Annotated in this window: 15 protein-coding genes; 8 read left to right on the plus strand and 7 right to left on the minus strand. The window is 57.2% G+C overall.

All coding sequences use genetic code 11. The features are described from left to right. Positions 1–599: ATPase, T2SS/T4P/T4SS family (locus tag LC343_RS24290; protein ID WP_223479739.1), on the minus strand; the 599-nt coding region annotated here is incomplete at its 3' end. Positions 600–1,117: 518 nt separating this feature from the next. Here LC343_RS24290 and repA point away from each other — a divergent pair. The 3 genes from repA to repC all read left to right on the plus strand — a co-directional run bounded on the left by repA (position 1,118) and on the right by repC (position 5,049). Continuing rightward, positions 1,118–2,329, plus strand: coding sequence for a plasmid partitioning protein RepA (gene repA, locus LC343_RS24295; RefSeq protein ID WP_223479752.1), 1,212 nt, complete (start codon positions 1,118–1,120; stop codon positions 2,327–2,329). A 208-nt stretch (positions 2,330–2,537) separates the two neighbouring features. After that, the gene (gene repB / locus LC343_RS24300) at positions 2,538–3,542 is read left to right on the plus strand and encodes a plasmid partitioning protein RepB (RefSeq protein WP_223479740.1); all 1,005 of its coding nucleotides are present in this window, start codon (positions 2,538–2,540) and stop codon (positions 3,540–3,542) included. A gap of 190 nt (positions 3,543–3,732) precedes the next feature. Continuing rightward, entirely contained in the window at positions 3,733–5,049 is a 1,317-nt protein-coding gene (repC, locus tag LC343_RS24305; protein WP_223479741.1) for a plasmid replication protein RepC, read from the plus strand. 44 nt (positions 5,050–5,093) lie between these two features. Here repC and LC343_RS24310 read toward each other — a convergent pair whose 3' ends face one another. Beyond that, positions 5,094–6,017 carry a recombinase family protein gene (locus tag LC343_RS24310; protein WP_223479753.1) on the minus strand — a complete coding sequence of 308 codons (924 nt, stop codon included), beginning with the start codon at positions 6,015–6,017 and terminating at the stop codon, positions 5,094–5,096. 282 nt (positions 6,018–6,299) lie between these two features. Between LC343_RS24310 and LC343_RS24315 the strand changes: the two genes are divergently transcribed. The 4 genes from LC343_RS24315 (at position 6,300) to LC343_RS24330 (ending at position 10,008) form a co-directional block, all read left to right on the plus strand. Further along, entirely contained in the window at positions 6,300–7,406 is a 1,107-nt protein-coding gene (locus LC343_RS24315; protein WP_223479742.1) for an RHE_PE00001 family protein, read from the plus strand. Between the two features lie 34 nt (positions 7,407–7,440). After that, entirely contained in the window at positions 7,441–8,157 is a 717-nt protein-coding gene (locus tag LC343_RS24320; RefSeq protein WP_223479743.1) for a hypothetical protein, read from the plus strand. 121 nt (positions 8,158–8,278) lie between these two features. Continuing rightward, the gene (locus LC343_RS24325) at positions 8,279–8,929 is read left to right on the plus strand and encodes a hypothetical protein (protein WP_223479744.1); all 651 of its coding nucleotides are present in this window, start codon (positions 8,279–8,281) and stop codon (positions 8,927–8,929) included. Further along, positions 8,929–10,008 (plus strand): ImmA/IrrE family metallo-endopeptidase, encoded by a 1,080-nt coding sequence (locus LC343_RS24330; protein ID WP_223479745.1) that lies wholly within the window; start codon positions 8,929–8,931, stop codon positions 10,006–10,008. Before LC343_RS24325 ends, LC343_RS24330 begins: the two co-directional genes overlap by 1 nt. Positions 10,009–10,109: 101 nt before the next feature. Here the strand turns inward: LC343_RS24330 and LC343_RS24335 are convergent, their stop codons facing one another. From LC343_RS24335 to LC343_RS24355, 5 genes are all read right to left on the minus strand, one after another. Then, positions 10,110–11,525 carry a UvrD-helicase domain-containing protein gene (locus tag LC343_RS24335; RefSeq protein WP_223479746.1) on the minus strand — a complete coding sequence of 472 codons (1,416 nt, stop codon included), beginning with the start codon at positions 11,523–11,525 and terminating at the stop codon, positions 10,110–10,112. Next, positions 11,518–13,251: an ATP-dependent nuclease gene (locus LC343_RS24340; protein ID WP_223479747.1), complete on the minus strand. Its 1,734-nt coding sequence runs from the start codon at positions 13,249–13,251 to the stop codon at positions 11,518–11,520. Before LC343_RS24340 ends, LC343_RS24335 begins: the two co-directional genes overlap by 8 nt. Positions 13,252–13,300: 49 nt before the next feature. Then, positions 13,301–14,698: a hypothetical protein gene (locus LC343_RS24345; RefSeq protein ID WP_223479748.1), complete on the minus strand. Its 1,398-nt coding sequence runs from the start codon at positions 14,696–14,698 to the stop codon at positions 13,301–13,303. Positions 14,699–14,793: 95 nt separating this feature from the next. Further along, positions 14,794–16,116, minus strand: coding sequence for a type II toxin-antitoxin system HipA family toxin (locus tag LC343_RS24350; RefSeq protein WP_223479749.1), 1,323 nt, complete (start codon positions 16,114–16,116; stop codon positions 14,794–14,796). 3 nt (positions 16,117–16,119) lie between these two features. Then, entirely contained in the window at positions 16,120–16,458 is a 339-nt protein-coding gene (locus tag LC343_RS24355; RefSeq protein WP_223479750.1) for a helix-turn-helix domain-containing protein, read from the minus strand. A 207-nt stretch (positions 16,459–16,665) separates the two neighbouring features. On the opposite strand from LC343_RS24355, the gene LC343_RS24360 reads away from it, so the two are divergent. Then, on the plus strand, positions 16,666–17,556 hold the full coding sequence (locus LC343_RS24360; protein WP_223479751.1) for a hypothetical protein: 891 nt from the start codon (positions 16,666–16,668) through the stop codon (positions 17,554–17,556). Positions 17,557–18,367: the final 811 nt, after the last annotated feature.

The following is an 18,367-nucleotide window of genomic DNA, read 5'->3' on the forward strand; positions in this document are numbered from 1 at the left end:
TCCGTCGTGTGCAGGCAAACCGCGTTCTCCGCGGCGCACTGGATCTCGGCCGTGTCCTCGAGGATGAGCAGACGGTGTGCGGGCCTTTCGCTGACGATCTCGGCGATCACCGCATTGGCCAGCGTCGTCTTGCCCGAGCCGGTCCCACCCGAAACGACAATGTTCAGGCGATCGTGGACTGCGTGGCGGATGAGGCTGGCCTGCAGCTTGGTCATGACGCCGCTCGATACGTAATCGGAAAGCGGAATCAGGCGGGACGCGCGCCGGCGGATTGTGAAACTCGGTGCGCTGACCACCGGCGGCAACAGTCCTTCGAAGCGATGACCGTCGATCGGTAACTCGCCCGAGATGATCGGCTGGTCCTCGTCGACCTCAGTTTGCAGGGCATGGGCGACGCTGCCGATAATGATCTCGGCCGCGCCTGGCTTGAGCTCACCGATGCGCTCGATCCCCTCCCCTAGCCGTTCAACGAACAGCCGGCCGTCCGGATTGAGCATCACCTCGACGACATTTGCGTCTTCGAGCGCGGCACAGATGGTCTCACCAAGCGCATCGCGCAGCTTGCGGATCAGCCGTGACCGGGAGGACGACGCAGTCATAGCGCTCCTCCACTCGGTGCAATCCGGGCACCATCATTACGACCAAACAAGGTTTGCATTACATCCGCCGCTGCTACTCAAACGTGAGTTGCGGCTTTTGCCGCATGAGGCGGAATCGGTCATCCCGGCAGTTCTGCCGGGGTCGTCCCCTGATTGGTGCCGGAACCGTTCCTGGCTGGGGCCTTGAGGCGACTCACTTTGCTGAGTCGGGTGTGAAATTGGCCGATTTCTGCGGATTCCGGCTTGTCGAAGTCTGCCGACCGGAAGATTTATCGATAGGCCCCGGCAAATATGCCGGGGAAAGAATCTGGCGACGCTTTTGACCATGTTGCGATAACAGCATGGAAAATAACAGGAAAATAGCCCTATTGGTAGCGATTTTCGGATTTGCAGCCGACTCGTGTTAAGGGTTCGTTAACCAAAATAATCTTGCTGGGCCACGCTTCCTGGGTATGATCACGGAAATTCGCCCGTTCTGCGAAATAACCGTGATTGAAGAGATTAGCGTGAACGCTCCGATGCAGATTAACAGATCAGACCTTCCTGATGTCGACGACGTCATTGGTGCGCACGCTGAGCTTCTGGGTTCACAGCTGCACAGCATCAGCGAGGCCCTATTCCCCCCCGCCGCAAGCAAGGCGCTTCGCAAGTTCACCTCAGGTGAAGCCGCTAAGCTGATCGGGGTTTCGGATTCGACGCTCCGAAAAATGTCCTTGGCGGGTGAAGGCCCACAGCCGGAGACCACGACAAACGGACGACGCTTATACTCACTCTCCGACATAAACGAGATACGACAGATCTTCGCAAGAAACGCCCGCGGACGCGAGGCGATCGAGTTCGTTCCACACCGGCGCGAGAACGAGCATCTCCAGGTGCTTGCTGTTACCAATTTTAAGGGCGGCTCGGGCAAGACGACGACCTCCGCCCATCTTGCACAATACTTGGCACTTCAGGGGTATCGCGTCCTCGCCGTGGATCTTGATCCTCAAGCGAGCTTGTCCGCCTTGTTGGGTGTCCTGCCCGAGTTGAACGTCGGTCATAACGAGACGCTTTACGCCGCTATTCGATATGACGAGGAGCGGAGGCCGCTCGGTGATGTGATCCGCAATACTTATTTCGACGGTCTCGACCTGGTTCCCGGCAATCTCGAACTCATGGAGTTCGAACATACGACGCCCAAAGCCCTCGCGGATGGTACTGCGGCCGATGGTGGAGCAATCTTTTTTGCCCGGATCGCAAGCGCCCTCGACGACGTTGCTGACCACTACGATGTTGTAGTGATTGATTGCCCTCCCCAACTCGGCTTCTTGACGCTCAGCGGCCTGTGTGCCGCGACGTCGATGATCGTCACGGTTCATCCGCAGATGCTGGACGTGTCATCGATGAGCCAGTTCCTTCTGATGACTCGTGACCTGCTTGGGGTGGTTCGTGACGCTGGCGGACAGCTCAAGTTCGACTTCGTCCGATACCTGCTGACGCGTTACGAGCCGCAAGACGCACCGCAAACGAAAGTCGTCGCGCTGCTCCGCAATCTCTTCGACGACCATGTTCTCACCAACCCGATGGTCAAATCAGCCGCGATCTCGGATGCCGGCCTGACGAAGCAGACATTGTATGAGATTGGACCCGGGAATTTGACGAGAAGCACATACGATCGTGCGATGGAGTCCCTGAGCGCGGTCAACGGCGAGATCGAAGAGCTGATGCGTGCGGCTTGGGAGCGATTATGATTCCAGCGGGTTTTACATCTGAATTGACGGTGTTGGGAGCTCCCAACACGCAAGTTTTGCCTCGAGGTGCTCGGCCAGGTTTCACGGCTGTTGGGAGCTTCCAACAGACCCGTGACGCGGCAGAAGCGATGGGTGCAGGGCAGCTTTGTTGGGAGCTCCCAACAAGCGCCCTGCCCCGGACCGAATTGTCAAACCCGGGTGTGCAGTCATGAGCCGCAAAGACGCAATCAACTCTCTCTATCTCAAGAAGCCGACACCGGCTGCAGGCGAAAACGACAAACCGTCGGAACGCGTCCGCACAGGCGCCATATCGGCGATGGGAACGTCCCTGAAGCAGATGACCGATGGTGCCAAGCTCGCGACCCGGCTCCAGGAGCAGCTGGAGAAAGGTGACGTCGTCGTTGAGATCGAGCCCGATACCATTGAACAGTCTCCCATAGCCGACCGGATCCCGACCGATGTTGATCCGGCCTTCGACGAACTTGTGCAGTCCATTTCAGACAATGGCCAGCAGGTCCCCATTCTGGTTCGGCCCAGTCCGGCCGGACAAGGGCGGTTCCAAATTGCCTATGGCCGCCGCAGGCTCAAAGCCGCGAAGATGCTCAACCGGCCGGTCCGCGCCATCATTCGAAAGCTGACGGACCAGGAATTGATCGTCGCCCAAGGCCGGGAGAACCTTGATCGCGAAGATCTCTCATTCATTGAGAAGGCGTTCTTTGCCAAAAATCTGGAAGACTCCGGCTGCGACCGGTCGACGATCGTATCGGCGTTGTGTTCGGACAAAGCTGACGTCAGCAGATACATAGCTGTTGCACGCCGGGTCCCGGAACACCTCGTAAAGCGCATCGGACCAGCACCAAAGGCCGGTCGTGCGCGCTGGCTCAAGTTGGCGGAGGGGCTCGAGCATGCCGGGGATTCCTTCGAGGCGGATACCATCTTCACCGATGACAAGATTGCCGGCGCCAACAGCGATGCCCGGTTTCAAGCAGTCCTGCGCGCGGTTGAACCCAAGAAGACCGGGAAGAAATCCGCAAGCTCCAATATCTGGAAAACACCGACCGGAAAGCGAGCGGCCAAGATAGAGGACCGCAACGGGCGAACGACGCTCACATTCGAAGACAAGGTCGTACCGGAGTTCGCGCGTTACGTTTCCGCGCAGCTCGACGATCTTTATCGGGAATTTCAATCCAGCAGAGAGGAGGGCGGCGACTGAATCAACGGCCGAGACCCTCGGCCAAGGGAAATTTGGCAAAGAAAAAGGCCACCGAAATCGCTTCCGGAAGCCCTCTCTTAGTCTGGTAGCTAGAGAATCGCACTTCCGAGAATCACAGTCAAGGCTCTTTTGAGCCGAGAACGCCTTTTCGGCGAGCAGTTTTCTATTGCCTAGCGATAGGTGAAAGAAAATGCAGACGCATATTACAACGACGCCCTTTGGGCGGCGGCCGATGACGCTTGGCCTGATGGCAAGCCAAGTCGCCGCGAAATCCATGCCGCAAGGCGCCAGGGTCGAAAAGTGGAAGACCTTTCACGCGATCCGAGATGCCAAGGAGCCGCTCGGCGCAACCGATCGTGCTTTGGCGATCCTCAACGCACTGTTGTCGTTCCATCCGGAAAACGAGCTGACGGCAGAAGGCGAACTGATCGTTTGGCCCTCCAACGAGCAACTGACGGCTCGAGCCAACGGTATGTCGCCGGCGACGCTTAGACGTCATCTGGCCTGCCTGGTCGACTGTGGGCTGATCATCCGCCGTGACAGTCCGAACGGCAAACGGTTCGCGCGCAAGGGCAGGGGCGGCCAGGTCGAACAGGCCTATGGCTTCGATCTCTCGCCGATCGTCGCTCGCGCCGAAGAGTTCGCGGAGCTCGCAGAGGCCGTCCAGGCCGAGAAACGCGCCTACAAGGCCGTAAGAGAGCGCCTGACCCTACTGCGGCGGGATATCATCAAGATGATTGACGCCGGCCTCGAGGAGGGCGTACCGGGCGACTGGGGCCTGATGACGCGGACCTATCAGGAAATCATGGCCAGGCTTCCCCGCACAGCGCCACGCCAGGTTCTAGAGGCCGTCTGTGAGGATCTCGAATTGCTCTGGGCCGAAGTGCATGAGGCACTGGAATCATTCGCGAAATCAGAAAATGTGAGCGCCAATGAGTCTCATTCTGAGCGCCACATACAGAATTCAAACCCAGACTCCATATCTGAATCTGAAAGAGGCGCTCGAAAAAAAGATGAAGCGAGCGGCACCGCCGAGGAAAACGACAACCTGCGGAGCTTGCCGAAGCGGGAATTGCCATTGGGTATTGTGCTGGATGCGTGCAAAGGCTGGCGCGATCTGGCCAAGGACGGCGAAATCCGCAACTGGCGGGACTTTCTGGCGGCCGCGGAAGTCGGCCGCGTCATGCTTGGGGTCAGCCCGAGCGCCTGGCGCGAGGCCTGCGAGGTTCTCGGCGATAAGCACGCGACGATTACGCTTGCCGCGATCTATCAGCGCGCCGATCAGATCAACAGTGCCGGCGGCTATCTGCGCAGCCTGACCGACAAGGCGCGGGAAGGGAGGTTCTCGGCCTGGCCGATGATCATGGCGCTGTTGAATGCCAAGCTCGAGGCGGACAAGGCCGCGGCCCAGGCGTCTTCTCAGGCCCAGCAAACACCCGAGAGCCGGGAAGCGGGCTTCGAAGTGTCTGATGCTCTTCGTCAGTCGATGAAAAAGTGGAATTCATGACGCGGATTGGACGTAGGAGAACGGGTTCTCGCCAGGCCCGTGCGTCAGCCGGCGTCGATCAGGCCGCTGCGTTTCGCGCGGTCGATGAGGTTCTTGACGGAAGAGGGCGCCCATTTGGTGCCGCCCCGCGGTGTGCGCTCATGCAGCCGCTCGAGCTGGTTCGCGATTTCGCGCAGTGTGAGCTCCGGGTTGGACGAATGGATCCCGGCCACGAGCGTCATGAGACGATGCTCCGGCGGCCGCGGCGGCGATTTCCGCAAGAGCGATGCATCGGCCATCCCTTCCGAGACCATCCATTTGACCGCGCGTCGCAGTCGTTCTGGCGTCCAGTCGAAACCGCGCTGTTTGAGAACCCGGGTGATGTCGTCCCATGTGTGGTCCGGACGCATCCGCTTGACGGTCGGAAGCCACTGTGAGGCAGTCGCCTGGAGCCGTTCACCATAGGCGGCCTTCTGGGCGAGTTTCATCTTCGAGAGCATTTCCGGCCGCCGTTCGCGAATTCCGGGATTGCCAGGAAGCCGGCCCTTCGCTTTTGCCGCTGCGATCCCGGCCTTGGTGCGTTCCGAAATCAACGCCCGCTCAAGCTGAGCCACGGCGCCGAGCACCTGCAGGGAGAACATGCCCTGGGGCGTGCTCGTGTCGATCGGATCCCTCAGAGACCGGAAATGCGCGCCCTTTGCCGTCAGGTCCTCGATGACATCCAGCAGGTGGCTGACGGATCGTGCCAGGCGATCGAGCCGCACCACGACGAGCGTGTCGCCGGCACCGATGTCCTGAACAAGCCGTGAGAGGGCAGGACGGGCGCGAGAAGCCCCGGAACCGTGTTCCTCGACGATCATTTCGCAGCCGGCCGACCGCAACTCCATTTCCTGCGCCTGTGTCGCCTGCTCGTCCGTAGAGACGCGCGCGTAGCCGATAAGCCGTCCCTGTGGTCGACGCGAGGTGCGATTATGCGTGTTAGCGGCCATTTGCTGTGCCTGAGAGATCATTGAGAGCCGTTTTTCCAAACATAGAAGATACGGATAACGGATCGTTTGTAAACGTATCTTGAATGCCTTTCTGACAACCAAACGCCCCAAAAACCCCGGAAAAACGGGCTCTCTCGTCGATCTGAGCACCGATTGCCGGGTTTCTGTTCAATCCCGAAGACCGCAGCGCTCCTTATTTATAGAGGGGCTTGAGAATTACCGGTGTGACGGAAACGAAAAGCGTGATAGCTTCCGAAGCGAACTATTCGTTATGGTTAATCAATGTCTTATGAAATCGGCAGATTGAACCACGAGACCCTCCTGGGGCCGATAGCGGCCGCGGAGGACGCGCTTGCCCGGCTTGATGAGCGGGTCGCCCGATCTGAGGTTGGGGCCGGCTTTGCCGAACGGGCGGATTTCTTCGATTCCATATCCAGTATGTGGGTCGCCGGCGAACTCGTCCATCTCGAGGACCTCGTTCTTCACGACGCACAAATGGACATACGCGCGCCGAGCCATGAGCTCGTCATTGCACACCGCATCGTGCGGGCGCGGCGCCGGGTCTCGAGGAACGATCCCGGATGGGCGGTTTCGCGGTCCGGGATCATGGCGCTGGCTGGCGTCGCGGAAGAGACCGCCATCGAAGCCGAACCCGTCGACAGGGGAGGGGAGGGGGTGGAGCTCGACTTGCTCGATCACGATGCGCTGTCGCCCGAGCTGGCCGAGATCGACGAGGTCCTTGCCCGCACGAAATGGCTTGTCGATGGCAACGAGCCGACCAAGCGGAAGAAGCAGGAGCCGGAGCTCAGTGTCGGCGAACTACTCATTCGCGATCCGGATTGGGATGAGGGCGAGCGGATCGGTGAGTGGCTCGAGCTGGTCAAGAAGGTCGAACGGCTTCCGGCCACGCTTGCCGCCGCGGTTCTCTGGGATGCATGGGAACACCTGGAACCCCTGCAGCGCCAGCATTGGCTCGGGCAGGTGCTCGTTTCGGATTTCCTGCGATCGCGCGGAAAAGTCCGATCTCACCTGCTGGCATTTGCCGTCGGACTGCGTGAAATTCCGCGTGAACGCCGGCGTGCACGCGATAGGACGACCAGACTTGTCGCGTTTCTCGACGCGATAAGCGCGGCCGCCGCGGCTGGAATGAAGGATATCGACCGACTGACGCTCGCGAAACGGCAGCTTGAACGGAAGGCATCAGGCCGGCGGACGACCAGTAGCCTTCCGGTCGCCGTTGATCTGCTGATGTCGCGGCCGATCGTGTCGGCGCACATGGTCGCGAAGGCTGCGAGGATTACGCCGCGAGGGGCTTTGAACCTGGTCGGAGAGCTCGGCGTGCGTGAGTTGACGGGGAGGGGACGTTATCGCGCGTGGGGGATACTATGATTGTGCCAATGTTTCATGATCGACGGAGGACTTGATGGGGCTGATAAACCTTGAAGACCGGGAAAAACGCGCAATCGCCGCGATCGACAAACGCGAGCTTGATCGGTTGATCGATGAGGCCATCACCTATGAGCAACACGGCAAATTCAGCAATCTGCCGCTCCACGATTGCGGAGACTATGTGTCCAACAAGCTGCGATACTTCGATGGAGCGCTTGCCGATTACCGGAAGGCAAAGTCCGCCAAGAAGCGCGAGGAGACGCTGTATCTCGCGCAAAAGGCTGGTCGCGATCTGACCTTTGCGGTCAGTCAGATGAAGCAGCGATTGGAGGTCGAGGAGCGTGAGGGCCAGGTATTTCATGTATTCGATCCATCAATGCCCCCATTCAGTTTGACCGAGAACATGCGTGTCCGTGTCAGCTATCGGTGGCGAATGAGCGCAGAAGACGATTGGAATTCCGGCTCCATCCTCTTCAAACACAAGGTTCGTCCCCGCCGTGATCCTTACGCAGCCATGCAGCCGAAGCCGAAACGAAAGCCAAGCGCTAGAAAGCTAGCAGAGGACCGTGAGAATGACCTGCGCCGAGAGTGGGAGCATCTCGAGCAACTGGCGCATTGGTCAGTGCGAGATTACTTTCGCGAAGGGCATGACGGTGCTGTCATCCCTGACGAGTTCGAGACCAAGACCGATGATCGCGGCCATCTGAACAACTTCAGTGCCGACTTTTGGAAACGTGATAGAGGCCCATAATATATGTGGCACTCGAAGGTCGCCCGCTGCAGGATTTGATTAAACGTCATCCGTACGAAAATGCTTCACTTCATTTTTTAAACCTGCTAGAAGGTTAAGAAAATGAAGTTGGAGCGATTCTATGGCCATAGCGACTGTCGTTTATCAACAACCATTTGACGCCAGACGACGACTTGCAGAGCTCAATGTATCAGTAGAAGCGGTGGTGAGAGCCGTCCTGGCAGGGCATACTGAACGCCTCAACTGTACGGACAATGACCCGCCATTCATTCCCGGCACTGAGGCTTGGAGATTTGTGGTTCGGACATTGCGGGAAGAGTTGCTTCCACTTGGCTGGCGTAAGGACGACCCAAGCAACTATTCCTTGGTGATCAACGACTCGTCCCAAATCAACATTGTGGTTGCGAGCTCGGATGCCTTGACTTGTTGTGTTCCAGGCTCACCCAAAACCAAATCATTAAAGGGGCTTTTCACAGAGGCTGCGGTTCTCAAAAACACGCTCGAGTCGGACATGTTCCCTGAGACGATAGAAGCGGAACTTCTTAGAGCCGCATCCATCTTGAGTTATCCTACATGGATGTTGCTGGTTCATATCGAGGACGACGCCTGCCGAGCTGAGCTCTCTTTACCTTCCGCTTATGATGACCGGAACGTCACAGACTGGGCTGAACGCATCTTCATTCCCTTGCCTAGTGTTGATGGTGGTGTGCCGGCAGAGGATCCTATCGAAGATTCTGACATTGACGTTCCTGTAAAGCGCAAGGCTGCGTGATGTTCAATAAATCACGGCTAACGGTTGCCCGTCAGCGCGCAGGCCTGACGATGAAGGAACTCGCCCAAAAAGTCGGAATAGAACCCCGCTCGGTGACGGGCTACGAGGCGGGTGAATATCTTCCTAGTGACGAGGTCGCTCAGAAGCTGGCTCGCATTCTCGGATTTCCTATGGCGTTTTTCTTATTGGACGACATGGATATTCCTCGCGTTGAAGGCGTCAGTTTCAGATCCATGAGCAAAATGACCGCGCGGCAGCGGGATGGGGCAATTGCTGCAGGGGCGGTTGCATTTCTTTTATCTGATTGGCTTGACGCGGAATTTGATCTCCCCAGTCCGAGTGTACCCGATATGAGAGAGGATACTCCGCAAAGCGCTGCTGCGGGGTTGCGCAGTTTATGGGGGCTCGGGAACCGCCCAATCAAAAACGTTGTTCACCTCCTCGAATTGAATGGTGCGCGCGTTTTCTCATTGGGTGAGGATGGAAAAGAAGTTGATGCTTTTTCAGTTTGGCGCGGGCAAAGGCCTTGTGTTTTTCTCAATTCGCAGAAGTCTGCGGAAAGGAGCCGGTTCGATGCCGCTCATGAATTGGGGCATTTGGTTCTTCACAAACATGCTGCTCCAAACGGACTAGAGGCCGAGAAGCAAGCCAATGAATTTGCCGCCGCATTCCTGATGCCGGAGGCACCCTTGCGAGCAATAGGGCGCGTGTCTGGCTTGCCGAAAGTCGTTGAACTGAAGAGAACTTGGGCGGTGTCAGTAGCAGCCATGACTTATCGTCTGCATGAAGTCGGATTGATATCGAAATGGACCTACCAGCAATTATTCATGGAGATTTCGCGACGTGGGTGGCGCACGGAAGAGCCAGTGCCAGTGCGTCGAGAACAATCACAGGTTTGGAAAAAGGTTCTAGATGACCTCAGACTTCATGGGTCTGGGGTAGCTCACCTGTCTAAACTACTGGCTGTTCCCGAGTCGGAAATTGTGAAGCTGCTATTTGGTCTTGTACCTGTTGCAGTTCCATCAAATCCCGACGCTTCTGTGACACCAAGACGGGGCAATTTGAGGTTGGTCAAATAGGGTCTGCCCTTTATGGATTGCGAATCCATTTTCAAAAACAGGCTACCGAAGTAAGGCTGGATGGCGTAAGTTTTATGTGCAATGCGAACGTTGCGACACCGTCAGACCGACCGGGTGAGGATCGGACCCGTCGAACAAATCACAAGACGACGTGAGCCGCGCGTAAGAGCCACATACAAGTTACGAGCGTCCAAGACCTCGGTATCGAGGACGACTGAGACGTCGGCTTCTAAGCCCTTCAAGAGTAGGGTGCTGCCGACGGCCCGACGAGGAACGGAGCGTCCAAGGATACGCGATTGCTCTCGAGCCCGAACTGCCATCTCATAGAAATCCGCTTTGGAGACACAGCCATTAAGAGCTTGGATTGCGGCGCGCAGGATTGCAGGGCGAAGTGGCGAAACGCCTGCCTGCTTGTTCACCTCAACAAGTAGCTCGACCGCGGCTATAGGAATGGGATTTCTGGAAAACGCAATTGCCGCCTTTTCAACTTCGGTCGGGGCTTTTTGAGCCCTTCCGGCAAGAAGTGACACCAACCGCTGTTTGAGTTGCGCCGCTCCAACCCCGGTGAGCGTACTGGCGGCGAAGTCAATCAAATCATCGGTAGCGGACGGCGCATCGAAATCAAATCGCTCGGCAAATCTAATGAAGTCGGACAGGTCCGCATTTTCGACGACGACAGCACCTTTCACCCGGCTGGCAATATCCCTATGCCGGTTCGGTCGACGGCTGTCACAAATGATGAGTGCTCCACCATCTGACACGGGAGAAGTGGCATACGCCGCCCGTGTGAGCGTTTGGATGTCATCGGGACCGGAGATCTGCATCCAGGTCACTTCATCCGGCGCGCTCCGGAGATCGATCGGAGCACCAGTCTGCAGCGCTGACCGGGCCCACAGGAGCCATTCTCCCAACTTTGGCGCTCCAGCGTTGTCCCAACGCCATGGTGTCGACAGCTGTCCGATCGATGGAAACGAAGCCTCCACGCCGTTCTTCCAATCAACGAGAACGTTCGTTCCCCAACCGAAGATTGCCTGCATGTCGTCGCCCATGACACACGTGGGCAGCAGCTCAGATAGCTGCGCGATCATGCCGTGTTGCTGCTCAATGCAGTCCTGATACTCGTCGACGATAAGCCTGGAGTAGGTCGCTTCGATTACACCCAATAGATGCTGTCCGTTGATAATGGCGAGTGCGCCATCTCGAAGTGCCGGATAGTCGGTGCCCGGGTTCTTCAGCTTCAAGATGTCCGGGTGCTGGCCACTCCTGTGCGGAAAGGTGCTGACCAGGCGCATAGCCCATCCATCGATCGTGGTTATCCGGTAGCGAGTTCGCGGAACTCCAGCGGCGTCCAACCGCCCCCGCAGGGCAGCAACGCCCGCATTGGTGTGCGTTAGGATCAGGATCGGCTTTCCGTCAGTTGAGGCTCTGATGCATGCCGCGATCAGATGGGTCTTTCCGCACCCCGCTGGCGCGGAAACACTCCCCTTGCTTGCATTGAGAACGGTTAGCTCATCCATGAACCGTCTGCGCCCAGATCAAGAGGTTATTCACCCGGGCCTTGAACCCTTCAGTCACCCCAGCGAAATTGGACGCGAGGATCTCTTTGGCGACATGTTCCATAAGTCCGACCGATTTGAACCAGCCGTTTTTCCCACCCGCCGCCCGGGCAACCACAGCGCGCTGATCTCCGGTCAGCGTGTGCTGCTGCGAGTACAGTATGGCCCTTATGTTCTCGACGGTCTCGGCCCCTTGCGATGCCGACTTGATGTGATCGTCGACCAAGTCTTGTCCATGAACAGAAATCGCGTAGTCAATTAGTTGCAGCAGAATGGATTCATTTACATTGGCGACGATGGCGGTCTCGATGTCCTGACCATCGTCCCAAGTGAACGTCGGACATCCCAATTGGGTAACTTCCGCGAGGAGTGTGGCAGACGGTCTGACGTCATCGTCGCGAAAGACGGCGACGCGATATCCGAGAGCAGTGAGGGCCTTCGCGCGCTCATAGGGCCGATCAGCATGTCCGCCACCGCAGTCAACGATCGCGACACCGGCAGCCTGCAGAGAAACGCGGTCGTGCGCCACGCAGAATTGATCGAAACCCCGCACAAACCCTACCTCGGTGGCACCTTCGCAAATGAGAACGGAGGGCGCCAGGAAAGCGTCGGGAAACGCCCGAAGCGTACCCTGAGCGTCGGCGGGCACAGGAAGGGGCAGATGTTGTCCGTCGGCCGACTTCCTGAGAATGAACAACTGCTCGGAGCCAAGCTCGCGCAGTACGACAGGTGAGTGCGATGTGGCAAATACCTGTTGAGGTGGCGGATTGGTTTTCGCGCCGAGTGAGCCGATGAGCCGCATGATCCTGTGCGGCTCCAATCCGTGTTCCACTTCATCGACAAGGAGGATGGACGTCTTGTCCGCCACTTGGCGCTGAAGACCTGCGATCAGAAGGCGTGTCGATCCCAAACCGAGACCTCGGAGAGGTACGCCAAGCTCGTTGTGAAGCGCGATCGTCCCTCCGCTCACAGATACTGAATGGGTATCGAGAAGCGCTTTTGCGGCAGCGCCGATCGGGACACCGAGCTCGTTTGCTGTCCTGGTAACGATCGCAAGCGCGTCTCCAAGTTGTTTATCGGCCTCGGTACCGAAGTTCTTCCGAGCATCCCGTGCCGCGTTCGACAACGCTTTCGAGGCATCGGGCTTCTCCTCGCTAAGCCGGTTTAGAACCGACCCGCGCCGCCATGCGAGATTGTTTTCCGACCAAGCTCCGAGCCGGGTTGGCGCCAGTGCCATGCGATCGCTCCAGTTCAATCCGCGATCGAGCCCTTTGTCTTCTGCCCGCTTCGATATCAAGCGCCATCTCGGGTCGAGGTCGCCAGCCACGGAAAGATTGAGTCTGAGAACGGTCTCCAGACCGTGTCCAGGTTCATCTTCAATGCTGCCATCGGCAGCTCGCATCCCCGACAGGAAATCGCCGTAGGCCTCATAGTTCTTCAGATTGTCGTCCAACCGACCGAGAACCAGCGTGATCGATATGTCGTTCTCGACGCTGAGGTTGTGAAAGTCGGAATCATTGATCGCCAGAGATCGCCGCGCACTTAGGCAGTAGTCGATGGCATCCAGCACGCTGCTCTTGCCAGCATCGCCGGCCCCGATGAGACAGTTCACGCCATCGGTCGGCCACCAATCGAGTGACTTGATTGATCTGAAGTTTCTAATCTCTACTTTGCGGATGACCGCCATAAAACTATCCTCCGGCGCTGTCTTCCGCGATGCATGCCTCCGGAAGTCTTCAGTCGCGCTCGATAATAACCCGGATCAATTCTTCTGCATCATCTTCGCTTTCTATGCCGTCGAGGCCTAAATCCGGCGCAATGTGGACAGTTTCTTTTTCGCCGTCGGGTTCATCGTCCGGTTTGACCGCGAAGGTAATCGAACGACCCGTCTCAATGATTGCTTGCATCCATTGCTCGATGACGGCCGATTGATCGACGCACGTTCCCACCCAAGCGCCTTTGACCATGCTGACAAACGCCGAATTATCGAAATATCTGCGCACGTTCGAATAGGCGAGACGCCGGCCGCCTTTTGGCCCCAAAAGCGCGTCGTCTTCGGAAAGCCGCTTCCAGTACGACAGGGGGATGTACATCCCCTTCGTCAGCGCGCTTGAATCCGGTTCGAACTGAATTCGGGGGCAAAATTTCAGGAAGAAGGGATCGTTGTTCAGACGGAAGTCGTCGGTGCTTCCCGACTCTTCCAGCTTTCTCAACTCTTCGAGAAACGCCTCCATGCGTTCGATTTCCTCGGAGAGCTTCTTTTCTGGAAACCGAAAGATTGACCCTTCGTTGTCGTCAGCTTCCATGGCCTTGTACTGTACCAGCACGAAGGACTTGAACCTTTCATTATAGTAGATGAGGTCGGTGCCGGTTTGTTCCTCGAGTGGGAGCCGGTTGGCTAGGACAACTGTTAGCCGGTTCCCCGTTTCTTCGTCTTGAAACAGGGCCGCCGATGCATTTGGTACGCGGCGAATGAATTCGTAGCCCGGGACCATCGAAAGGTCCCTTACGATCATTTCATCCTCGCGTTGGCGCGATTCCGATAATCCATCGAGGAACGACTGCGGTACCGCATCCTCGTGCAGCGCCCATTCCCGCAAGGGTGCGCGGTCTATCCCGGCAAGCGACATGGCTGTCGCCACGGCTTCCTTCTGCTGCCCTAGAGCTTCTCGCGCCTCATCGCTGAGCCTGGAGAGCCGACCTCTCGTAGTCTTTGTGAAGCGGTCGATTGACTTCGCTGTTTCCGGGGCGAGGCGGACGATCAGATCGATCGCCTCATCAAACGCCTTGGGTGTCAGCAGTCCGCCATTTCGGAATCTGTCGGCGACGACCTTCCTGTTTCTTGCAGGGACGCCATTGATTACCTTCTGCACCGTCAGCCGGGTCTTGAGCGGCTCGACATCATTCACATTCAGGCGACTTTGCTTTGTGCCGGCGTTCACGCCGCGACGTCCGCTCGCTATGTGGGTGATCCGTCCCTGCGATCCCACGATGAAGCAGACGAGAGGGACATTGCGGCTATGTGAAAAGGATGGAACCGCCTCGGCAAAAAAGCCAGATTCATTCAACGCATCGGCGAAGACCTCTGCCCGCGCTTTGTCCAGTCTCAACACATATGCGTTTGGCTTGGCCAAATTGTTGCCTGCTACACTGTAGGACCTTCGTCTCGGGGCCTGGTGCTTCCTGAGTTATGTCGACCACAATTCCCGTCTCGGGTCTGCTGAAAGCTTCAGCGAAATGATCGGTGGGCGTTTCCAAGCCTTCGTTTTGTCTCGTCATCAAGCCCGGCGTCCTGCGCATATTTCGGCCAGTTCGCAACGGCCTCGCCGACATTGGAAATGAGTGTCTTTGCTTTGGCTGGCTTTATCGATGCGGTTTCCGCGAAGGCCAGCAGGTCGTCCATAGCGTAGCCGTCGCGTTTGCCGTTCAGGCTCATCTGATGTTGACCGGTCCAGTCGCCGCTCGGATTGTAGGAGTAGTTCACGTCGAATGCTGGCGACAACGTCCACTCACCGGCCTGGTCCATGAGGAAGGCGATGTTCTTGACGTGATCATCCTGGTTCCTTGCGATGATGTTGAAGATTGCCCGGAGAAACTGCTGTTCTAATGCTGGAGCGCCGAGACCGAGTTCGCGGATTGTCAGGATGGCTTGCTCATAGGAGTAGCCACGCGGATCGTTGAAGTCGTAGTGCTGCAGGGCACAAAGCGACTGCATGTGGAGCTTATGTGTCACGCCGTTCTCATCGACGGGCCGGTCAAATCGCCGTGTCATGAAATGGCTGCGTCCACCCTCATGATGCAAACGGCATGGCGTCATTTCGATGCCCGCGGCCGTTGCCATCAGATAGTAGCCGTACTCGATCAAGCCGAACCCTTGCGGATCGGGTTCTTCCTTGTCGCGGTTATTGTCGATGCCATCGAATTTCATCAACCAGTGTTCGAAGCCGTCGCCAGCATCGATCTGGCCATGACGGAATTCGCCTGTGGTCTGGTTCCAGGCCAGAATAGCCTTCGCGCGGGCTCCACCCGCCGATGTGCCAACTCTGAGGATATCATCGATCGCGGCAATGTCGTTCTCGCCCTCAAGTACGCCTTCCAGACTGGCCTTCTCGTTCAGGACCAGATTGGCCAAGCGGACGAGGTTGGCGACCTCAACTTTACGAGCCCTCCGGTTCGAGCCCATCAGCGCCGGCTTGAATTCAAGGGCTCCCATTCCGCGAGTTCCGACATAACAAAGGCGCTCCACCGGATTAAAGCTCTCGGGCCTGCGGCCCTGTTCTGCCAGCCAGGCGTTGATCAGCCGATCGCCATATTTGTCGGGAAGGGCATCCGCCAGCATTCCCGGTAGTCCTTTGAAGGTTGTCCGGGGCAGGGCTGGAAAGGAATAGGGGTCCGGACTCAAAGGCATCACGAGCGGCGACAGCTCTATCCCGGATTGGGCGAATTCGGGGTCATACTGGAAGACGGCAAACCCATCCTCCGGCAGCCACGAAACCGCCGCGACCTCTCGGCCCCAGAGATTGATTGATGCATCGGTTGAGGGTTCAGCCATGGTCTACTTCTTTGCGCCCCATTCCCATTGCTTTGTCTTCTTTGTTGCCTTGGTCGAACTTGATCGTTGACGCTCGACTCCCTTTGTCCGCACCCGTTCTATTGGCCTGACACGCGGATCGGGAACGAGGAGGTCGACGTTTTGCTGGATTTTCAGCGAAATTAGGACACGGATGAGCGAGTCGAGTGTGGGATTGTCTCCGGATTCGAGGCGTCTCAATGTGCGCTCGGAAATGCCTGCGTCCTGGGCGAGCTCGGCCTGCGTAATGTTTCGGGAGAGACGCAGCCGCTCGAGCTTTTCGCCGATGTCCCGCGAAATTGTTTCTGGTGTTTTCACGCCCATGTATCTATTATCGGCCATATATGACCTCATAATCCAATTTTCGGCATTTGTAGGCCACATATGGCCGCTTGCTATGCGACATTGAAAATCCTTCAATCGGTCATATAAGGCCGATTATGTTCAAAATCAATTGTTATCGGTCGTATATGACCGATTAAAGTGAACTGCAAATTATCCCCTTACGGCTTTCGAGGATTGGACAGCGTCTTGAGCAACAAAAAAGCAAAGGGTCCCGACATTGGATTGCATCAAGCCAAACGGCTCTGTCAGCTACCCCAGCAGCAACGCTTAGACTTCATCGCAGAAGGCTTGCCCATCATCTTGGACAGTGCGCAGGGCTTTTGGGTCGCGTCGCAGAAGCTGGAAGGCCTCCGGCGCGAAGCCAAGGTCCTTGAAGGGTTCGCCGAAGAGGAGGCCGCGAAGGTCCTCATTCTCATGGATGCGGTGCGGTGTCCGCCCAAACTGATATCCTCAAAGCTCAACCGTATCATCGGATGGTTCTACGATCATCTTGCGCGCCTCATCTACGCCGATGCTGTCAGCTGGAAACCGACGGATCTCGCTCAATTGCGCGAATACGTCGACCATCAACGCCGCGGACACTACGTTGAAGGTTACGCGGGCGAATACATCATGCCCAATTGGGCAGTCTACGAGCGCGAAAGCGGTCTCTACGCTGATGTTGAAGCCTACCAGGATGATACCCTTCTTTGGAGTGAGCCCCGTCGATCCGGGCACGATCGCTCAATGTTCCCCTCAATGACGCCCGGGGCGCTGCGAGTGGCGGAGGCCATGCAGCACCTTGGCCTTTTCACTTCGAAAGGCCTGAATGCAACTTCGGAAATCTGGGGTTCACTTGAGTACCGGGAAAGCGAGGATCACCACGACGGAAGGGTGCTTACCGAAAGGCTATTGACCAGACTGGACGAGGAAAAACTTATCCTCGACACCGCGGAGGATCGGCATGTCGGAACGCTCTACAACGAATGGCAGATCCCGATGTACAATCTCGACTTCTCAATCATTCCGGTGACCCTCGAAGAGCTGCAGGCCGAGCAAGAACGGGAGTATTGGTCAATGGTTGGTGATCTGCGGTAGGCAAGATGGATCGGCTCACGCTCAACTATGTCTGGAACCAGAAAGAGACTCCGGTCGTCCTGCGACGCACCGGGAAGGGAGAGCGTCTAAGGGTGAGACTGCCATTTGCGGAGACGAATAGGCAATGGCTGCAGAACGGTCGAAGGACCCAACCCGAATGGATCGGTGGTAAGCACGCCTATTGGGAACTACCTAAAGCGTGGTTCAATGATTTCGTGGACCGGGCTCTCGAGCGTTTTGGCAAGGTCTACATTATCCAGCCTTACCGTGAACAGGAGATATGCGCGCGCGCCTGCCAAGAGGCCCGCGGCCATGAGTGTCAATGCTCGTGCATGGGCGCAAACCATGGAGCCGGCAATGATGGCAGCTGGTTCGAAGTCTCCGAGACCTTTTCGACCCGTTGGGGTGACAGAGAGCTCGCCTGCCGACTACTGACCGCGCGGTAGGGTGCTACTGACCAAAGTTTCGATATAAATTTTAGTCAGTCTGTTGCCGCGGTCTTGTCGCTTCTTTGTAGAAGCAGGCCCCGATACTCAAACATCTGCGAAGGTGCCATTGTGACTGAACGACGTCATCAAACGAAATACTCTCCCCGCGTCGATCAGACCGAGGAAGAGATGCCAGCCTACTACCGCGCTGCCAAAGAGAAGGACAAGGCCGTCGTCCGACAAACGCAGGGCCACATGCTGATCTACACCCTCGGACCCAGTGAATGGTCAAGGCCCGAATTTTGCTAGAGCGGTTTTCGAGCGTCCTGAATCGATAGGGATTCCCAAATCAGCGGGTTTCTGATTCATGCTTTCTGCCGGGT

Origin of the sequence: Oricola indica, assembly GCF_019966595.1 — a bacterium.
In the GTDB taxonomy this organism is placed as follows: Bacteria; Pseudomonadota; Alphaproteobacteria; order Rhizobiales; family Rhizobiaceae; genus Oricola; species Oricola indica.

Coding starts and splice junctions, on each gene's coding strand:
- LC343_RS24355 (WP_223479750.1), bottom strand. CDS start 16,458: ATGGGCGTGAAAACACCAGAAACAATTTCGCGGGACATCGGCGAAAAG.
- repB (WP_223479740.1), top strand. CDS start 2,538: ATGAGCCGCAAAGACGCAATCAACTCTCTCTATCTCAAGAAGCCGACA.
- LC343_RS24310 (WP_223479753.1), bottom strand. CDS start 6,017: ATGGCCGCTAACACGCATAATCGCACCTCGCGTCGACCACAGGGACGG.
- LC343_RS24325 (WP_223479744.1), top strand. CDS start 8,279: ATGGCCATAGCGACTGTCGTTTATCAACAACCATTTGACGCCAGACGA.
- repA (WP_223479752.1), top strand. CDS start 1,118: ATGCAGATTAACAGATCAGACCTTCCTGATGTCGACGACGTCATTGGT.
- LC343_RS24350 (WP_223479749.1), bottom strand. CDS start 16,116: ATGGCTGAACCCTCAACCGATGCATCAATCAATCTCTGGGGCCGAGAG.
- LC343_RS24315 (WP_223479742.1), top strand. CDS start 6,300: ATGTCTTATGAAATCGGCAGATTGAACCACGAGACCCTCCTGGGGCCG.
- LC343_RS24335 (WP_223479746.1), bottom strand. CDS start 11,525: ATGGATGAGCTAACCGTTCTCAATGCAAGCAAGGGGAGTGTTTCCGCG.
- repC (WP_223479741.1), top strand. CDS start 3,733: ATGCAGACGCATATTACAACGACGCCCTTTGGGCGGCGGCCGATGACG.
- LC343_RS24320 (WP_223479743.1), top strand. CDS start 7,441: ATGGGGCTGATAAACCTTGAAGACCGGGAAAAACGCGCAATCGCCGCG.
- LC343_RS24340 (WP_223479747.1), bottom strand. CDS start 13,251: ATGGCGGTCATCCGCAAAGTAGAGATTAGAAACTTCAGATCAATCAAG.
- LC343_RS24330 (WP_223479745.1), top strand. CDS start 8,929: ATGTTCAATAAATCACGGCTAACGGTTGCCCGTCAGCGCGCAGGCCTG.